14 protein-coding genes are annotated in these 15,903 nt (G+C 67.7%); 3 read left to right on the forward strand and 11 right to left on the reverse strand.

From position 1 onward, the window contains the following. From AB0H00_RS20835 to AB0H00_RS20870, 8 genes are all read right to left on the reverse strand, one after another. Positions 1–221: acetyl-coenzyme A synthetase N-terminal domain-containing protein (locus tag AB0H00_RS20835; protein ID WP_357268443.1), on the reverse strand; the 221-nt coding region annotated here is incomplete at its 3' end. A 49-nt stretch (positions 222–270) separates the two neighbouring features. After that, a complete protein-coding gene (locus tag AB0H00_RS20840) occupies positions 271–1,908 on the reverse strand; it encodes a cation acetate symporter (RefSeq protein WP_357268445.1) in 1,638 nt (545 codons plus the stop codon). Next, a complete protein-coding gene (locus AB0H00_RS20845; protein WP_357268447.1) occupies positions 1,905–2,261 on the reverse strand; it encodes a DUF485 domain-containing protein in 357 nt (118 codons plus the stop codon). Before AB0H00_RS20845 ends, AB0H00_RS20840 begins: the two co-directional genes overlap by 4 nt. A gap of 189 nt (positions 2,262–2,450) precedes the next feature. After that, a complete protein-coding gene (locus tag AB0H00_RS20850) occupies positions 2,451–4,205 on the reverse strand; it encodes a cation acetate symporter (protein ID WP_357268763.1) in 1,755 nt (584 codons plus the stop codon). A 129-nt stretch (positions 4,206–4,334) separates the two neighbouring features. Further along, positions 4,335–4,700: a hypothetical protein gene (locus tag AB0H00_RS20855; RefSeq protein ID WP_357268449.1), complete on the reverse strand. Its 366-nt coding sequence runs from the start codon at positions 4,698–4,700 to the stop codon at positions 4,335–4,337. Next, on the reverse strand, positions 4,697–5,494 hold the full coding sequence (locus AB0H00_RS20860; protein ID WP_357268451.1) for a LytTR family DNA-binding domain-containing protein: 798 nt from the start codon (positions 5,492–5,494) through the stop codon (positions 4,697–4,699). Before AB0H00_RS20860 ends, AB0H00_RS20855 begins: the two co-directional genes overlap by 4 nt. An 84-nt stretch (positions 5,495–5,578) precedes the next feature. Next, on the reverse strand, positions 5,579–6,769 hold the full coding sequence (locus AB0H00_RS20865; protein ID WP_357268453.1) for a histidine kinase: 1,191 nt from the start codon (positions 6,767–6,769) through the stop codon (positions 5,579–5,581). Between the two features lie 140 nt (positions 6,770–6,909). After that, positions 6,910–7,389 carry a hypothetical protein gene (locus AB0H00_RS20870; protein ID WP_357268454.1) on the reverse strand — a complete coding sequence of 160 codons (480 nt, stop codon included), beginning with the start codon at positions 7,387–7,389 and terminating at the stop codon, positions 6,910–6,912. A gap of 387 nt (positions 7,390–7,776) precedes the next feature. Between AB0H00_RS20870 and dnaE the strand changes: the two genes are divergently transcribed. Next, positions 7,777–11,325, forward strand: coding sequence for a DNA polymerase III subunit alpha (dnaE, locus tag AB0H00_RS20875; RefSeq protein WP_357268455.1), 3,549 nt, complete (start codon positions 7,777–7,779; stop codon positions 11,323–11,325). 127 nt (positions 11,326–11,452) lie between these two features. Here dnaE and AB0H00_RS20880 read toward each other — a convergent pair whose 3' ends face one another. After that, complete coding sequence (locus AB0H00_RS20880) at positions 11,453–12,115, reverse strand: response regulator transcription factor (RefSeq protein WP_357268456.1); 663 nt, start codon at positions 12,113–12,115, stop codon at positions 11,453–11,455. After that, the gene (locus AB0H00_RS20885) at positions 12,112–13,218 is read right to left on the reverse strand and encodes a histidine kinase (protein WP_357268457.1); all 1,107 of its coding nucleotides are present in this window, start codon (positions 13,216–13,218) and stop codon (positions 12,112–12,114) included. The genes AB0H00_RS20880 and AB0H00_RS20885 overlap by 4 nt, the downstream gene beginning before the upstream one ends. Positions 13,219–13,434: 216 nt before the next feature. Between AB0H00_RS20885 and AB0H00_RS20890 the strand changes: the two genes are divergently transcribed. After that, the gene (locus AB0H00_RS20890) at positions 13,435–13,845 is read left to right on the forward strand and encodes a DUF6223 family protein (RefSeq protein WP_357268458.1); all 411 of its coding nucleotides are present in this window, start codon (positions 13,435–13,437) and stop codon (positions 13,843–13,845) included. 84 nt (positions 13,846–13,929) lie between these two features. Here the strand turns inward: AB0H00_RS20890 and AB0H00_RS20895 are convergent, their stop codons facing one another. Beyond that, on the reverse strand, positions 13,930–14,478 hold the full coding sequence (locus tag AB0H00_RS20895) for a TetR/AcrR family transcriptional regulator (RefSeq protein WP_357268459.1): 549 nt from the start codon (positions 14,476–14,478) through the stop codon (positions 13,930–13,932). A gap of 84 nt (positions 14,479–14,562) precedes the next feature. Between AB0H00_RS20895 and AB0H00_RS20900 the strand changes: the two genes are divergently transcribed. Then, complete coding sequence (locus AB0H00_RS20900; RefSeq protein WP_357268461.1) at positions 14,563–15,903, forward strand: hypothetical protein; 1,341 nt, start codon at positions 14,563–14,565, stop codon at positions 15,901–15,903.

Raw genomic sequence — 15,903 nt, forward strand, 5'->3', positions numbered from 1 at the left:
CCGACGAACCATTTCGCCACCGGCGCGGCACTCCAGTCCAGTACCCGGTCGAACGGTCGATGCCACTGCAGCCGATCAGCCTGCTCACCCCAGAAGTCCAGCCGATCGGCTTGCGCCCGGTCGTACGACGTCGCGTCGGCGTTCGCGTCGGCGGCGAAGTCCGCGCTGGGCGGGTACGCGGCAGGGGCAGTGTCGCGGTCATCGGTGGTAGCGCGGGTCACACGAATCTCCTAACGAAAAAGCAAGGGGGACAGGAATATCAGGCAGCGATCAATGCACCACCGCCTTCTCGGCGCCCACGCCGGTGAGCGAGCGAACCTCCATCTCGGCGGCCTTGTCCGAGTCTTCGGACCTGCCTCCGACGAAAGTCCCGACGATGCCGAGCGCGAACGCCAGCGGGATGGAGACGATTCCCGGGTTCGACAGCGGGAACCAGTCGAAATCCGACCCGGGCAGCATCGAGGACTTGGTGCCGGAGACCGCGGGGGAGAACACGATCAGCACGATGGTGGAGAAGAGACCGCCATACATGCTCCAGAGCGCGCCGCTGGTGTTGAACCGCCGCCAGAACAGCGAGTACAGAATGGTCGGCAGATTCGCGGACGCGGCGACCGCGAAAGCGAGCGCCACCAGGAAGGCCACGTTCTGCCCGTTGGCGAGGATGCCGAGGGCGATGGCCAGCACGCCGATCACCACGGCCGTGATCCGTGAGACCCGAACCTGTTCGCGCTCACCGGCTTTGCCTCGCTTGATCACGTTGGCATAGATGTCGTGCGCGAACGACGCCGACGCGGTGATGGTCAGGCCCGCGACCACCGCGAGGATGGTGGCGAAGGCGACCGCGGAGATCACGCCGAGCAGCACGACGCCGCCGAGTTCGAACGCCAGCAGCGGCGCCGCCGAATTCTGCCCGCCCGCGGCGGCCAGGATACGATCCGGGCCGACGATCGCGGCCGCTCCGTAGCCGAGCACCAGGGTGAACAGGTAGAACGCGCCGATCAGTGCGATCGCCCACACTACTGACCGGCGCGCCTCCTTGGCGGTGGGCACGGTGTAGAACCGCATCAGCACGTGCGGCAGGCCCGCCGTGCCCAGCACCAGCGCCAGCCCGAGCGAGACGAAGTTCAGCTTCGAGGTCTCGCTGCCGCCGTACTGCGCTCCCGGTGCGAGTACGTCGCGGGCGGCGACGCCCTTGTTCGTCGAGCCGGACACCGCGGCCTGTGCGGAGCCGAGGATGTCCGAGAAGTTGAAACCGAACTTGGCGAACACCATCACCGTCATCAGCGCCGCGCCGACGATCAACAGCACCGCCTTGATGATCTGCACCCATGTGGTGCCTTTCATGCCGCCGACCAGCACGTACACGATCATCAGAAGGCCGACTGCGGCGATCACGATGGATTGCCCGGTCTTGTCGGAGATGTCCAGCAGCAGCGCGACCAGTCCGCCCGCGCCCGCCATCTGCGCGAGTAGATAGAACAGCGATACCGCGAGCGTGGACAGTGCGGCGGCGGTGCGCACCGGCCCTTCCTTCAGCCGGAAGCTCAGCACGTCGGCCATGGTGAATTTGCCGGTGTTCCTGAGCATCTCGGCGACGAGCAACAGAGCGACCAGCCATGCGACCAGGAAACCGATGGAGTAGAGGAAGCCGTCGTAGCCGTAGACCGCGATGGCGCCCGCGATGCCGAGAAAGCTTGCGGCCGAAAGGTAGTCGCCCGCGATGGCAATGCCGTTCTGCGGTCCGGAGAAGCCGCGCCCTCCGGTGAAGTAGTCGGCGGCGGTGGCGTTGTTGCGGCTGGCCCGGATCACCACGACCATGGTGATCGCGACGAAGGCGGCGAAGATGGCGATATTGGCGACCGGGTTGCCGACCGTCGCCGCCGCCGCGTAGATGTGCACGGTGTTCACGCCCGATCCCCCTCGAGGTAGCCACGGATGGCGGCCGCGCGCGGATCCAGTTCCCGATTGGCGAATCGGACGTACAGCGCGGTGATGGCAAAGGTGGACACGAATTGGCCGAGCCCGAGCAACAATCCGACGTTGATGTCGCCGACTACCGCGCGGGACATCAGGTCGTGTGCGTAGGCGCCGAGCAGCACGTAGCCGAGGTACCAGACCAGGAAGAGCGCGGTCATCGGAAACACGAAGCGGCGCAGCCGTGTTCGCAGTTCTTGGAACTGGGGACCGGCCTGGACTTCGGCGAAGGCTGCTGCGCCAGGCGCCCGCCGCTTGGCGGTGTTGTCGAGATTGATACTGGTCATGATGGTCCTAGCGTGTGACATGGCTTACGTCTTCAGGACGGTAGCCAGCAACGCCCATAGATCGGAATATGTGGTGTGAGTCACTCCATGAAGGTGGCTGAATCTGCGGTGAGCGGTCGATACGGCGCGACGAACGGTTCTAGCGCGGGTCGTGTTCGGCAGGGAACCTGGAAAAGGCGCCGCGGTCGGTCAGTCGGAGCGCAGGCCGCGCTCGCGGTCGGCGCCCATTCCCAGGCGCTCCGGCGCGTGCATCCGGACGAAGATGTGGCCGACGCTTCTGCTGCCGAGCCCGCGGGTGAACTTGCTGACCAGCACCATGGTGGCGAACGCCGCAGGAACGCTGATCGCCGCAGGGTAGCCGAGCATCGCCGCGGGCCATCCGCCCGCCACCTCGTCCGACAGTCCGCCAGTGACCGAGACGACGGTCGCCGCGCCCGCCGCGAGTCCACCCGTGCCGAGACCGGCGGCCGCGCCCGTCGCGGTCAATCCGCGCCACCAGATACCGAGCACCAGCAGCGGGCACAGTGTCGATGCGGCCACCGCGAACGCCAAGCCCACGGTGCGTGACAGATCCAACGAGACGACCGTCAGCGACAGCGCGAGCGGCACCGCGCCGGCGACCAGCGCCGCGGCGCGGAAGTCGCGAATCCGACCGCGCAGCATGTCGGTGCTGAGCACACCCGCGATGCTCACCAGCAGTCCCGAGGAGGTGGACAGGAACGCGGCGATCGCACCTGCCGCCACCAGCGCCGCGAGCAGTTGTCCCGGCAGCCCGCCGAGCACCGACCCCGGCAGCAACACCACCGCGGCGTCGGAGGTCCCGGTGATCAGAAGCTGCGGCACGTACAGCCGCGCGAAGACGCCGAGCAGCACCGGAAACAGGTAGAACAGCCCGACCAGGCCGATCACCGCGAGCGCTGTCGCGCGGGCAGCCCTTCCGTCGGGGTTGGTGTAGAAGCGCACCAGTACATGCGGCAGCCCCATGGTGCCGAGAAAAGTGGCGAGGATCAGTGAGTACACCTGGTAGGTCGGATGCGGCGCGCCGAAGCCACCGCCCGGCGCCAGCCAGCCCGCGCCGTCCGCGGGAGCGCCCGCGACGACCGGTACCGCTGCACCCGCTTCCAGTACCAGCCGAGTGCCCGCCGCCAGCTCATGCGCACCCGTCGTCAGTTGGACGGGGCCGTCGACCGTGCGGCCGTCGAAGGTACCCGAGATCGAAACCTGCTGCGGCGCACCGACCTGCACCACCACGTCGGTGGTCACGTCGACCACGGTGCGTTCGGCCATCACGGGGGGAGCGGGCGCGCCGAGCGCACGGTCCTCGACAAGGAAGTGCCCGAGCAGCACCAGCGCCGGAATCGCCACCGCGGTGAGCTTCAACCAGTACTGGAAAGCCTGGACCAGCGTGATCGACCGCATCCCGCCCCCGACCACGTTCGCGATCACGATTCCGCCTACCGCTGCCGCGCCCACCCAATCCGGGACGCCGAGCAAAAAGTGCAGCGTCAATCCCGCCCCCTGGAACTGCGGGATCAGATACACCGCGCACACCAGCACGACAACGGTCGCGGCCAGCCTGCGCAAGCGCAGTGAGCCCAATCGAAATTCGGCGAAGTCGGGCACCGTGTACGCGCCCGAGCGCCGCAGCGGGGCCGCGACGAACAACAGCAGCGCGAGATATCCGGCGGTGAAGCCCACCGGGTACCACAGCGCGTCCGCGCCGTACTTCGCGATCAACCCGGCGACACCGAGGAACGAAGCAGCCGACAGGTATTCGCCGGAAATGGCGGCGGCGTTCCAGCGCGGTCCCACGCTGCGCGACGCGACCAGGAAGTCGGAGGTGGTGCGCGCGAGGCGTACTCCGTACGCGCCGATCGCGACCGTGGCCAGCGCCGCGAGTACCAATGCGGCCACCGTCAGCACGGGGGCGGGCCCGGCGGTCACGCCGAAGCCCGGCGCAACGCGGCCCGCGCCGAAACGGAGTCGTCGATCCAAGCAGATTCCGTGCCGGCGAGACTGCGGAGGTATCCGGTGGTTCGCGTCGGCGGCATGCGGACGGTTCGGTAGCGCATGTCAATCCTCGGCCAGCTCGAGGAAATCCTGCTCGTTGCGCTCGGCTTGGCGCACATACGACCGGCCGATCAGAAACAGCAGCGGGTACACAGCGCCGCCGAGCAGCAGCCACGGCAACCGCACCCCCAACACCACCACCGATCCGACCGGGCCGATCTCGAACAGCACCGGTAGCGCGCACAACACGGCGACCGGCACCAAGCCCAGCCGCAGTGCCAGCCCGAGCTGTGCGCGGATCAGACCACCGATGAGCGCTTCGCCGATCCCGGTCTGTTCGGCCACCTCCACCCGGGTACGCACTCGCCGCGCTCCGCGTCGCTGCGACAGCACTACTCGCTGCCGCGCCGGACGCTGCGGCCCGGTCACTGGTTGCCCCACCGTTGCCGGGGGTCGTGCACCAGCCGCTGTTTCAACTCACGCACCTGCCTGCGGCTGACCGGCAATTCGACCGCCACCGCGTTGCCCTCGGCACGCAGGCACACGACGGTTCCGCTGCCGACCGTGCGCAGCCCGGTCACCAGCCGCAGCGCAACCAGGTACGACCGGTGCACCCGGAGAAACCCCGCGTTCTGCCATCGGGATTCCAACGCCGACAACGGGATCCGCACCAGATGGGAGCCGCCGCTGGTGTGCAGCCGCGCGTAGTCCCCATCCGCCTCCACCCAGCTCACGGTCGAGCGCGGCACCAGCGTGGTCAGCCCGCCCAGCTCGACGGGAACGACCTCGCTCGGATCGGCCTGCGCTTCCCCGGTGGGGTGGTGCGACGCGCTGCGCGTCACGGCGATCCGCCGTACCGCTGCCGCGAGCCGCGCCTCGCGCAGCGGCTTGAGCAGATAGTCCACGGCGCCGAGGTCGAACGCCGCGATAGCACGGTCGTCGTGCGCGGTCACGAACACCACCGCGGGCGGATTCGCGAACTCCGACAGGATCCCGGCCAGCTCCATACCGTCGAGCCCGGGCATATTGATGTCCAGGAACACGGCGTCGACCGGATGCGCACGCAGCACCCGCAGCGCGCTCGTCGCGTCGCCCGCCGCGCGGATTTCGCCGATCTCGGCTCGCGCGCGCAGCAGATACACCAGCTCGTCCAGAGCGGGTTTCTCGTCGTCCACGGCGAGCACGCGCAGCGCGCCCGTCGAGTTTCCGGTCGCGCGGGTCACAATCGGTCCATCGTATGCGCTGGGTTTCCGGCCATGGATCGGGTATCAATGCCACGATCCGCCGCTCCCGGGAGCGTGCCGGACTCATGCGCGGATGCCCGCGCGGAATTTGGGGACGCGGAGGCTGACCTTCGTGCCTGCACCGGGCGCGGTTTCGACGACCAGGCCGTAGTCGTCGCCGAACGCCGCGCGCAGCCGGTCGTCGACGTTGGCGAGCCCGACGTGCGCGGACTCGCCGGACCCTGCCGCCTCCGTTTCGGCGTCGAGCGCACCGGAACGCAGCAGGTCCGGGTCCATGCCGACGCCATCGTCCTCGACGCTGATCACGCAGTCGGTGCCGGCGTCGGCAGCGACGATGCTGACGGTGCCGCCGCCCTGCGTCGTGCCGGCCAGCCCATGCCGCACCGCGTTCTCCACCAGCGGCTGCAGCGCGAGGAAGGGCAGGACGACGCCGAGCACCTCCGGCGCGATCCGCAGGCGCACCTGGAGTGCGTCGCCGAAGCGGGCCCGCTCGAGTGCCAGGTATCGCTCGATATTGCGCAGTTCGTCGGCCAGCACGGTGAATTCGCCCGCGGCGCGGAAGGAGTACCTGGTGAAGTCGGCGAACTCGAGGATCAGCTCCCGGGCCCGCGCCGGGTCGGTGCGGACAAATGAGGCGATGGTGTTCAGCGCGTTGTAGATGAAATGCGGGCTGATCTGGGCGCGCAGCGCGCGCACCTCCGCGCGGTCGAGTCGGGCCCGCGAGGCGTCCAGCTCGGCCAATTCGAGCTGGCCGCAGGCATACCGCGCCACCTCGGCGACCGCACCGAGCCAGCCGGGACCGGGTTGTCCGCTGGTCACCACGCCGAGCACCCCGGCCACCCCGGTGGACTCGATCAGCAGCGGCTGCGTAATCAGGGTGCGTCCGGCGTGCTCGCCGAGCCCGGGCCCGGCTATGAGCGCCGGCCGTTCACCGGCGACGGCCCGCTCGGCGGCTTCGGTGAAGTACTCCGCCAGCTCGGCGTGCGGTCCTTCCCAGGCCAGCAGCGTGCCGTCGGCGTCGGCCATGGCGAGTGCCTCGGCGCCGGTGAGTGCGCGTAGATGCGGCGCAGCCTCGCGCGCCGATTCCCTCGTGAGCCCGCGCCGCAGCGGGATCGCAGCGAGTGACGCGGTGTGCAGCGCCGAATGCACCGCCCGCTCGGCGGGCGTCGTCACCATCCGGCGGGTGCGCAGCCCGATCAGCAGCGCACCGGTGATCAGCGCTGCGGCGACTACGGCGGCGAGCGCGGTGGTCATCGCGGGCACTGGCGGCGGTCCATGCGCCGATTATCGCGGTAGCGGACCCGTGCGCGGCGTGGGGTCGGGTTCCGCCGCACGAAGCGGCGGCGGAACCCGGACCCCGCCGACGCCGCGGACGCGGTTCGGTATGGAGTGGGTCAGCCCTGGTAGGCCGGCACGGTGAACTCGATCGGGCCCACCTCGGGCACATGCACCGCGCCGATGGTGACGGACGCGGTGAACCGGCCGGAGCCGGGCGCGAACAGCGCGGAGTGCCCGCTGTTGCCCCAGTATCCCGGCCCCTGCGCAGTCACCGCGAACACGCCCGCGGCACCGGTGTCGACGTTTCGCCAGTTCAGCGTGATCGGCAGGCTGCACGGCCCGACGCCGATCAGCGTCGAGCTCACAGTGAACGCCGCTTGGTTCGGGTAGGCGTTGCCGTTGACCGAGGCGTCGACCTGCCCCACGCACGGTCCCTGGGCGAGGGTGTAGATGGTGGCGAACTTGCCCTCCGGGGCCGCCGCGGCGGGCGCGGCCGCCGCGAGCAGGGCCGCGAAGGCCGTGGCGGAAACGGTGAACAGCGCTTTCGTCGAATTCATGGACACCTCCACAAGTTTGGGGACATCAGTGTCTGTCATGCCATGCGTCCATCCCCGTACGACGCACCCGATACCGTCGTCGGGGAGGGATACCGAGCCTACAGTCGTGCCACGACCATGGCCGGGTCCGCCGGAACTCCCAGCGATCCGCGCGGACTGCTGCCGACCGGTGTGGTCGACGTGCAGGTGCCGTGCTCGACAACGATCGGCCCGGCCGGACATTCCTCCGGCGCAAGACGCCCGGACAACCCGACATTCGCGGAAATCAGCCGCTTAAACGGCGAGTCGGCAGGACGCGCCGGTGATCTTCACCACCGACACGCCGGGCGCCTGCGATGCGACCGCGAGCCTGGACGAACCCGTCGGTGGCGACCCCTAGAATCGGTCCAGCCAACCCCCGTCGAGACCTTGGGAGGAAGGACCGTCTTGGCCGCCTCGTCCGGATCGTTCGTTCACCTGCACAACCACACCGAGTACTCCATGCTCGATGGCGCGGCCAAGATATCCCCGCTGTTCACCGAGGCGAAACGGTTGGGCATGACCGCGGTCGGAATGACCGACCACGGCAACATGTACGGGGCGTCGGAGTTCTACAACTCCGCCAAGAAGCACGACGTCAAACCGATCATCGGCATCGAGGCCTACATCGCGCCGGGCTCCCGCTTCGACACCAAGCGAGTGCAGTGGGGTGACCCCAGCCAGAAGGGCGATGACGTCTCGGGTTCGGGCGCCTACACCCACATGACGATGGTCGCCGAGACCGCGACCGGCCTGCGCAACCTGTTCACACTGTCCTCCCTGGCCTCCATCGAGGGCCAGCTCGGCAAGTGGGCGCGCATGGACGAGGAGATCATCGCCCAGTACGCCGAGGGCATCATCGCGACGACGGGTTGCCCGTCCGGCGAGGTGCAGACCCGCCTTCGCCTCGGCCACGACCGTGAGGCGCTGGAGGCCGCGGCCAAGTGGCAGGAGATCTTCGGCAAGGACAACTTCTTCCTCGAGGTGATGGACCACGGGCTGTCCATCGAGCGCCGGGTTCGCGAGGGATTGCTGAACATCGGCAAGCAGCTCGGCATCCGGCCGCTGGCCACGAACGACTGCCACTATGTCACCAAGGATCAGTCCAGCAACCACGAGGCGCTGCTGTGTGTGCAGACCGGCAAAACGCTCTCCGACCCGACCCGGTTCAAGTTCGACGGTGACGGCTACTACCTCAAGTCCGCCGAGGAGATGCGCGCGCTCTGGGACGCCGAGGTGCCCGGCGCGTGCGACAGCACGGTGCTTATCGGTGAGCGGGTCCAGTCCTACGACGACGTGTGGGCCTTCAAGGACCGCATGCCGGTGTTTCCCGTGCCCGAGGGGGAGGACCAGGATTCCTGGCTGCGCAAAGAGGTCGACCGCGGCTTGGCGCGTCGCTTCCCCGACGGGGTGCCCGAGGAGTACTACAGCCGCGCCTATTTCGAGCTCGACGTCATCAAGCAAAAAGGCTTCCCGGCCTACTTCCTCGTCGTGGGGGACCTCGTCGCGCACGCGAAGGAGGTAGGCATTCGGGTCGGCCCCGGCCGTGGTTCGGCGGCCGGCTCCCTGGTGGCGTACGCGCTGGGCATCACCAATATCGATCCGCTGCCGCACGGCCTGCTGTTCGAGCGGTTCCTGAATCCGGAGCGCCCGTCCGCGCCGGATATCGATATCGACTTCGACGATCGCCGTCGCGGTGAGATGGTCCGTTACGCCACCGAGAAGTGGGGCACGGACCGGGTTGCCCAGGTGATCACGTTCGGCACGATTAAAACCAAGGCCGCGATCAAGGACTCCGCGCGCGTCCAGTTCGGCCAGCCCGGGTTCGCCATCGCCGACCAGATTTCCAAGGCGCTGCCACCGCCGATCATGGCCAAGGACATTCCGCTCTCGGGCATCATGGACCCCGACCACGAGCGGTACAAGGAAGCCGCCGAGGTCCGCGAGCTCATCGGCAACAATCCGGATGTCGCCAAGATCTACGAGACCGCGCGCGGGCTGGAGGGTCTGATCCGCAACGCGGGCGTGCACGCCTGCGCGGTGATCATGTCCTCCGAGCCGCTGATGGACGCCATCCCGGTGTGGAAGCGGCCGCAGGACGGGGCGATCATCACCGGCTGGGACTACCCGTCCTGCGAGGCCATCGGCCTGCTGAAGATGGACTTCCTCGGCCTGCGCAACCTCACCGTGATCGGCGACGCGCTGGACAACATCAAGGCCAACCGCGGCATCGATCTCGACATGGACAACCTGCCGCTGGACGATCCGGCCACCTACGAACTACTTTCCCGCGGTGACACTCTCGGCGTCTTCCAGCTCGACGGTGGCCCCATGCGCGATCTGCTGCGCCGCATGCAGCCCACCGGCTTCAACGACATCGTCGCCGTGCTCGCGCTGTACCGTCCCGGCCCGATGGGCATGAACGCGCACAACGACTACGCCGACCGCAAGAACGAGCGTCAGCCGATCAAACCGATCCATCCGGAGCTGGAGGAGCCGCTCAAAGACATCCTCGCCGAGACCTACGGTCTGATCGTCTATCAAGAGCAGATCATGTTCATCGCGCAGAAGGTCGCCTCCTACTCCATGGGCAAGGCCGACGCGCTGCGCAAGGCGATGGGTAAGAAGAAGCTCGAGGTCCTCGAAGCCGAGTACAAGGGTTTCCACGAGGGCATGACCGCGAACGGATTCTCCGAGGGCGCGGTGAAGGCGCTGTGGGACACCATCCTCCCGTTCGCCGGCTACGCGTTCAACAAGTCGCACGCCGCGGGCTACGGCCTCGTCTCGTTCTGGACCGCCTATCTCAAGGCCAACTACCCGGCTGAATACATGGCGGGCCTGCTGACCTCCGTCGGTGACGACAAGGACAAGGCCGCGGTCTACCTCTCGGACTGCCGCCGCCTCGGCATCACCGTGCTGCCGCCGGACGTCAACGAGTCCGAGCAGAACTTCGCCTCCGTCGGCAAAGACATCCGCTTCGGCCTCGGCGCGGTGCGCAATGTCGGTGCGAACGTCGTTGCCTCGATCATCCAGGCGCGCAAGGAGAAGTCGAAGTTCACCGACTTCTCCGACTACCTGAACAAGATCGACGCGATCGCGGCGAGCAAGAAGGTCACCGAATCTCTCATCAAGGCGGGCGGTTTCGACTCGCTCGGGCACCCGCGCAAGGGCCTGCTGCTGATCCACTCCGACGCCATCGACGCCGTCATGGCAACCAAGAAGGCCGAGGCGATCGGTCAGTTCGACCTGTTCGGCGGTCTGGACGCGGACGAGTCGGTCACCTCGGTGTTCAACGTGAAGGTGCCCGACGAGGAGTGGGAATCCAAGCACCGGCTCGCGCTGGAGCGGGAGATGCTCGGGCTGTACGTGTCCGGGCATCCGCTCAACGGCATCGAGCATGTGCTCGCGGCACAGGCGGATACGCAGATCCCCGCCATTCTGCAAGGCGACGTCAAGGACGGCACCCAGGTGACCATCGGCGGCATCCTCGCCTCGGTGAACCGTCGTATCAACAAGAACGGCTTGGCCTGGGCGTCCGCGCAGCTGGAAGACCTCACCGGTGGCATCGAGGTGCTGTTCTTCCCGCAGTCCTACTCGGTGTACGGCATGGACGTGGTCGAGGACGCGGTGGTGCTGGTGAAGGCCCGCGTCTCGGTCCGCGACGATCGGATCTCGTTGATCGCCAACGATCTCGCCGTCCCCGACCTGTCGGCGATCGGCGTCGCCAAGCCGCTCGCGGTCACCGTCACCACTCGGATGTGCACACCGGACAAGATCGGCGAACTCAAGCGGGTCTTGTGCAGGCACCCCGGCACCTCAGATGTCCACGTCCGACATGTCGGCGCCCGAGACAAGACCACGCTGTGGAAACTCGATGAGAGCCTGCGTGTTTCGCCGTCATCAGCGCTGATGGGCGACCTCAAGGCGCTGCTCGGCCCGAGCTGCCTGGCCGGCTGACGGGTTCCGCACGGTCCCGGATCAACCGCTACTCGATCTGCTCGGGACTCATGGCTGAAACGATGACGCTGAAACGACGACCTCGGAAACAACCTCGAGACCTGCTCAGGCAGGCAGACTGTGCATGTCAGGAGTTGCGTGGGGCTACCAGGCCGGATTCGTAGGCGAGGACCACGAGTTGGGCGCGGTCGCGGGCCTGCAGCTTGGTCATGGCTCGGTTGATGTGGGTTTTCGCGGTCAGCGGGCTGATCACCATGTGGTCGGCGATCTGGTCGTTGGACAGGCCGTGCGCAACCAGGGCTACGGCCTCGCGTTCGCGGTTGGTCAGTTCTTTCAGCACCGCGCCGATGCCGATGTCGAGCGGCTGGGTGACGTACCGGTTGATCAGCCTGCGGGTGATCGACGGTGCGAGCAGGGCGTCGCCGCGGGCGGCGACGCGGACGGAGTGGAGAAAGTCTTCCGGCTGGATGTCCTTGACAAGGAATCCGGCCGCGCCGGCACGCAGCGCGTGGAAGACGTATTCGTCCAAGCCGTAGTTGGTCAGGATGACGACGTGCACCCCGGCCAGAGTGGGGTCCGCGGCGATGCGCCGCGTCGCCTCGATGCCGTCGATGACCGGCATCTGAATGTCGATGAGCGCGATGTCGGGCAGGTGTTCCCTGGCCAGCGCCAGGCCCTCGCTCCCGTCGGCGGCCTCGGCCACGACCTCGATGTCGTCCTCGAGGTCGAGGAGCGCGCGGAATCCGCTGCGAATGAGCGGCTGGTCGTCGACCAGCAGGACACGGATCATGGCGTTCGGTCCACGGGCAGTTCGGCATGTACGGAGAAGCCGCCTTCGCTGCGTGGTGCCGCCCGCAGGCGACCGCCGAGGGCGGTGACTCGTTCACCCATTCCGAGCAGCCCGACGCCGGGCACCGACGCGGTGTCCGGGGTGGCCTTGCCGTCGTCGTCGACCCGGATGACCAGAGCGTCAGGGCGATAATCGATCCGGACCGACGCAGTCGCGGCGGCGGCGTGCCTGGCGACGTTGGTCAGCGACTCCTGAACGATTCGGTAGATGGTCCGGTCCACCGCGGCCGGCACGTCCTGGTGTTGTCCTTCGATCGTCAGCGTGGCGTCCAGGCCGGTCGTGCGGGCCCGTGCCACCAGGTCCGGAACGTGGGCGAGCCCTTGCGGCGGGTTCTTGCCGTCGTCGCGCAGCGCCTCCAGGGTCGCTCGCAGTTCCCGGGCCGCCTCACGTCCGGCCTCCCGGATCGCCAGCAGGGCCTCGGGCACCTCTTCGCCCCGCTTGCCTGCCACGTGGACGGCAGCCTCGGACTGCACCTTGATGACCGAGATCTGGTGGGTGAGCGAATCATGCAGCTCCCGCGCGATATGCAGCCGCTCCTCGTCGGCGCGGCGCCGCGCGGTCTCCTCCTTGGTGTGCTCGGCTTCCTCGGCCCGCCGCTCAGCCTGCCGCAGCGCTTCCCCCGCGGCACCGGCCGCGATCAACCAGGCCAGCTCGAGGGCGCCTCGGGCCTGTGCGAACGCCTCGCCCGTGTTGTGCAGGGCGGCCAGGGCCGCGAGCGGGAGAGCGGCCAGCATGGCCACCGCCGCCGCCACCGTGGTCATGCGGTGTCCCGCCCGCACGGCGGCATATACCGCGAACAGGAACGCGACGGCAGGGACGTCGAAACCGACGGCTTGGTAACCCAGCGCGCACAACCCGGTCACAGTCAGCACGGGGACCGGAGCCCAGCGGCGCGCAGCCAGAGCCAGGCCGCTGGTTATCAACAGCGCGTAGCCCAGCGGATCCAGACTTGTGGGGGAGCGGTGCGTCGACAGCCCGGCGACCAGAAGGATCGCCGCCAAGCCGAGGGCGATCGCCCAGTCTCCGATCCGTCCCCTGCTCATGCCTGCACCCTAGCTGGATCTTCGCGCAGGCAACTCCCGCGCACGGATGATCAGCCGCCTACCGCACACGCGGTACCTTCGCGGCTCCTACGGCGTCCGCGGCAGCCGGCTACGGCATTGGTGGCAGCGCGAATTGCCCGCACCCGCACGACGACTGGCGGTGGGTCCAGCGGACAAGATCGAGCGACGTTCAGTCCTACGATGAAGGAGCGCCCCATGTCCGTCCGTCACCTGCTCGTCGCCACAGCAGTCGCCCTGCTCGCAGGTCTCGCGCTTGCCGCGCCGGCGGCCGCAGCCGTCTCGGTCGAGCCAGCCGCCACCAGTTACGGCATGACCTCCGGGCGACTCGGGCCCACCCTGACCGCACTGGTGGGGCTGACCGGCGCGGTCATCGGCGGGCTGGCTCTCCGCTCCGCCGGTCGTATGGGATCCGGGGGACGCGGGCCCACTGTGGCCTTGGTGGCGGGGTTGATCAGCGTAGTCCTCGGTGGGCTGTTCGCGGCCACCGCCGACGGTGGCCCCGGCACCGGCAACGGGATAGTCGGGGCCTTCGCGGCCGTGGTGTTGGGACTGATCAGTATGGCCCTCGGTGGGTTGGCTCTGGGCCGCTCCCGCCGCACCGGCTGAACGCAACGAGAACGGGCGCGCGTTCGGGCCTGCCTGAAGTCCGCCCATCGGCGACAAGCCCGCCACCTCGAGGCGGCATCGTATCTAGTGCGCGAGTTGGGCAAGGGCGCGGAGGCCGGAGGTGATGTCGGCGGCGGTGGGGGCGTTGTCGGGGTCTACGAGGTGTTGGGCGAGTAGGCCGCCGATCATGGTTTGCAGGACGGCGCCGAGGTGGGAGTCCTTGTCGGCCGCGGCGAATAGGCGTGCGAGCTCGGTGCGGGCGAGGGCTTGGGCAGAGCCGAATTCACTACGGAGATCGGGGGAGTGCAGGGCTTGAGCCAAGCTTTCGACGTTGGCCGACCAGAGGGCGTGTTCTTCGGTGAACGATGTGATGAGCTGCTGAAAGAAGGTATGTAGGCGGTCGGTGGGGTCGTCGGCGTCGGTGGGGAGCGAGTCGAGGATCTGTTGGACGGCGGCCGCGCTGGATTCCATCATCGCCTGGTTGAGCAGCTTGTCTCGGGTGCCGAAGTGGTAATTGATGGCCGCCAGGTTGGAGCCGGAGGCGGCGACGATATCCCGCACCGTGGTGCGCGCGTATCCGCGTTCGGCCAGGCATCGCTTGGCGGCGGCGAGCAGATCTTCTCGAGTTCCCACATTCGCACCTTATCAGCGCGGCATACATACGTTTGGGACGGATGTTTAAAACAACCGTCTGTGACAAGCGTTTAAAACGTATGTATGTTGAAGGCGATCCGCTCCAACACACGGAAGTACGAGAACGAGATGACCGCGCAGCGACCGATTTCCCCCTTCGAGATCAGCTTCTTCGGCTCTGGTACCAAGCTCGGCCCTGTGCCGACCGGTGGAATGCCACTGTTCATCGGCTCTACCGTGCACGGTTCGCTCGACGTCGAGATCCTCCGCCGGGTGCTGGATGAACTGGCGGCGCAGCATCCGCTGCTGTGCAGTAAACCGGTGACCGATCCGGATGGCACGATGCGGTTCCACCGAGATGACGGATACCGCCCTCGGCTCGACATCACCGATGGTGGCGAACTCGAATACCTGAATCTGGTGAATGGGCCAAGGGATTGGCGTGACGGGCTGTTTCGCGCCCATCTGCTGCACGACGGTGACCGCGATCAGCTCGTTCTGGTCATTCACCACGGGATCGCCGACGGCCGATCGGCTTTCGCGCTACTGGGAGAGATGTGGCGGCGCTACACGGCGCATGCGACTGGCGCCGGGGTGCCGCAGTCGGATTTCGATCGAAGCCTGCCCGAGGCCATCGATGACCAGCTGGCCGCCGTAATCGGCGACGCGGAGGTCACCGAGTGGCTCGAGCAGGTACGGGCGAGTGTCGCGCTGATGGGCCCGGAATCGGCTCCGCGTACCCTCCCGGACGACGGCGTCGGCAACGATCCGCTCGGCCGCTTTGCCGTGCAGCGGATCGAGCTGGACGCCAAGGAAACCGATGTCCTCATCGAGGCCGCTCGCGCACATGATCTTTCGGTCAACAGCCTGCTCAGCGGGGCCGCTCTGGTCGCAGTTCGTTCGCAACTCGAGCCGGCGACGGGCCCACTGCCGATGGTCTGTGGGCACGCGGTGGATGTGCGATCCGAGCTGGTTCCGCCGTTGCCCGTCCACACGATCCTCAATTGCGCCTCGGGGTTGGGCACGCCCGCGATCGTTTCGCACGACTCGAGCCCGGTCGAAGTCGGACGTCAGGTTTCGGCAGGCATGCGGGCCGCGCTCGAGCGGCGCGAACCGGCGCGTTTCGCGCTCGTCGCTCGTCGCGTCCACGACGAGGCGACCGCGGCGATCCTGGCTGCCGCCCCATCCCTTGCCCTCTCCAATATCGGTAGGCTGCCCGCGCATTCGGTACCCGAAGGCATTCGAATCATCCGTGACGACATCTACGCGATGGGGCCGGGAATGCCGCCGAAGCTCACCATCTTCACCGTCGGTGGACGACTCACCATTCAGGTGGAGTACGACACCGCCCTGCACAGTCGTGCGCAGATGGGCAAGATCGGCCTCGCCTTGTTCGCGGCATTGCAGGAGATCTGCGCCGAATAG

Source organism: Nocardia sp. NPDC023852 (genome assembly GCF_040639505.1).
In the GTDB taxonomy this organism is placed as follows: domain Bacteria; phylum Actinomycetota; class Actinomycetes; order Mycobacteriales; family Mycobacteriaceae; genus Nocardia.

Coding starts and splice junctions, on each gene's coding strand:
- AB0H00_RS20845 (WP_357268447.1), bottom strand. CDS start 2,261: ATGACCAGTATCAATCTCGACAACACCGCCAAGCGGCGGGCGCCTGGC.
- AB0H00_RS20865 (WP_357268453.1), bottom strand. CDS start 6,769: ATGACCACCGCGCTCGCCGCCGTAGTCGCCGCAGCGCTGATCACCGGT.
- AB0H00_RS20870 (WP_357268454.1), bottom strand. CDS start 7,389: ATGACAGACACTGATGTCCCCAAACTTGTGGAGGTGTCCATGAATTCG.
- AB0H00_RS20880 (WP_357268456.1), bottom strand. CDS start 12,115: ATGATCCGTGTCCTGCTGGTCGACGACCAGCCGCTCATTCGCAGCGGA.
- AB0H00_RS20885 (WP_357268457.1), bottom strand. CDS start 13,218: ATGAGCAGGGGACGGATCGGAGACTGGGCGATCGCCCTCGGCTTGGCG.
- AB0H00_RS20890 (WP_357268458.1), top strand. CDS start 13,435: ATGTCCGTCCGTCACCTGCTCGTCGCCACAGCAGTCGCCCTGCTCGCA.
- AB0H00_RS20900 (WP_357268461.1), top strand. CDS start 14,563: ATGTTGAAGGCGATCCGCTCCAACACACGGAAGTACGAGAACGAGATG.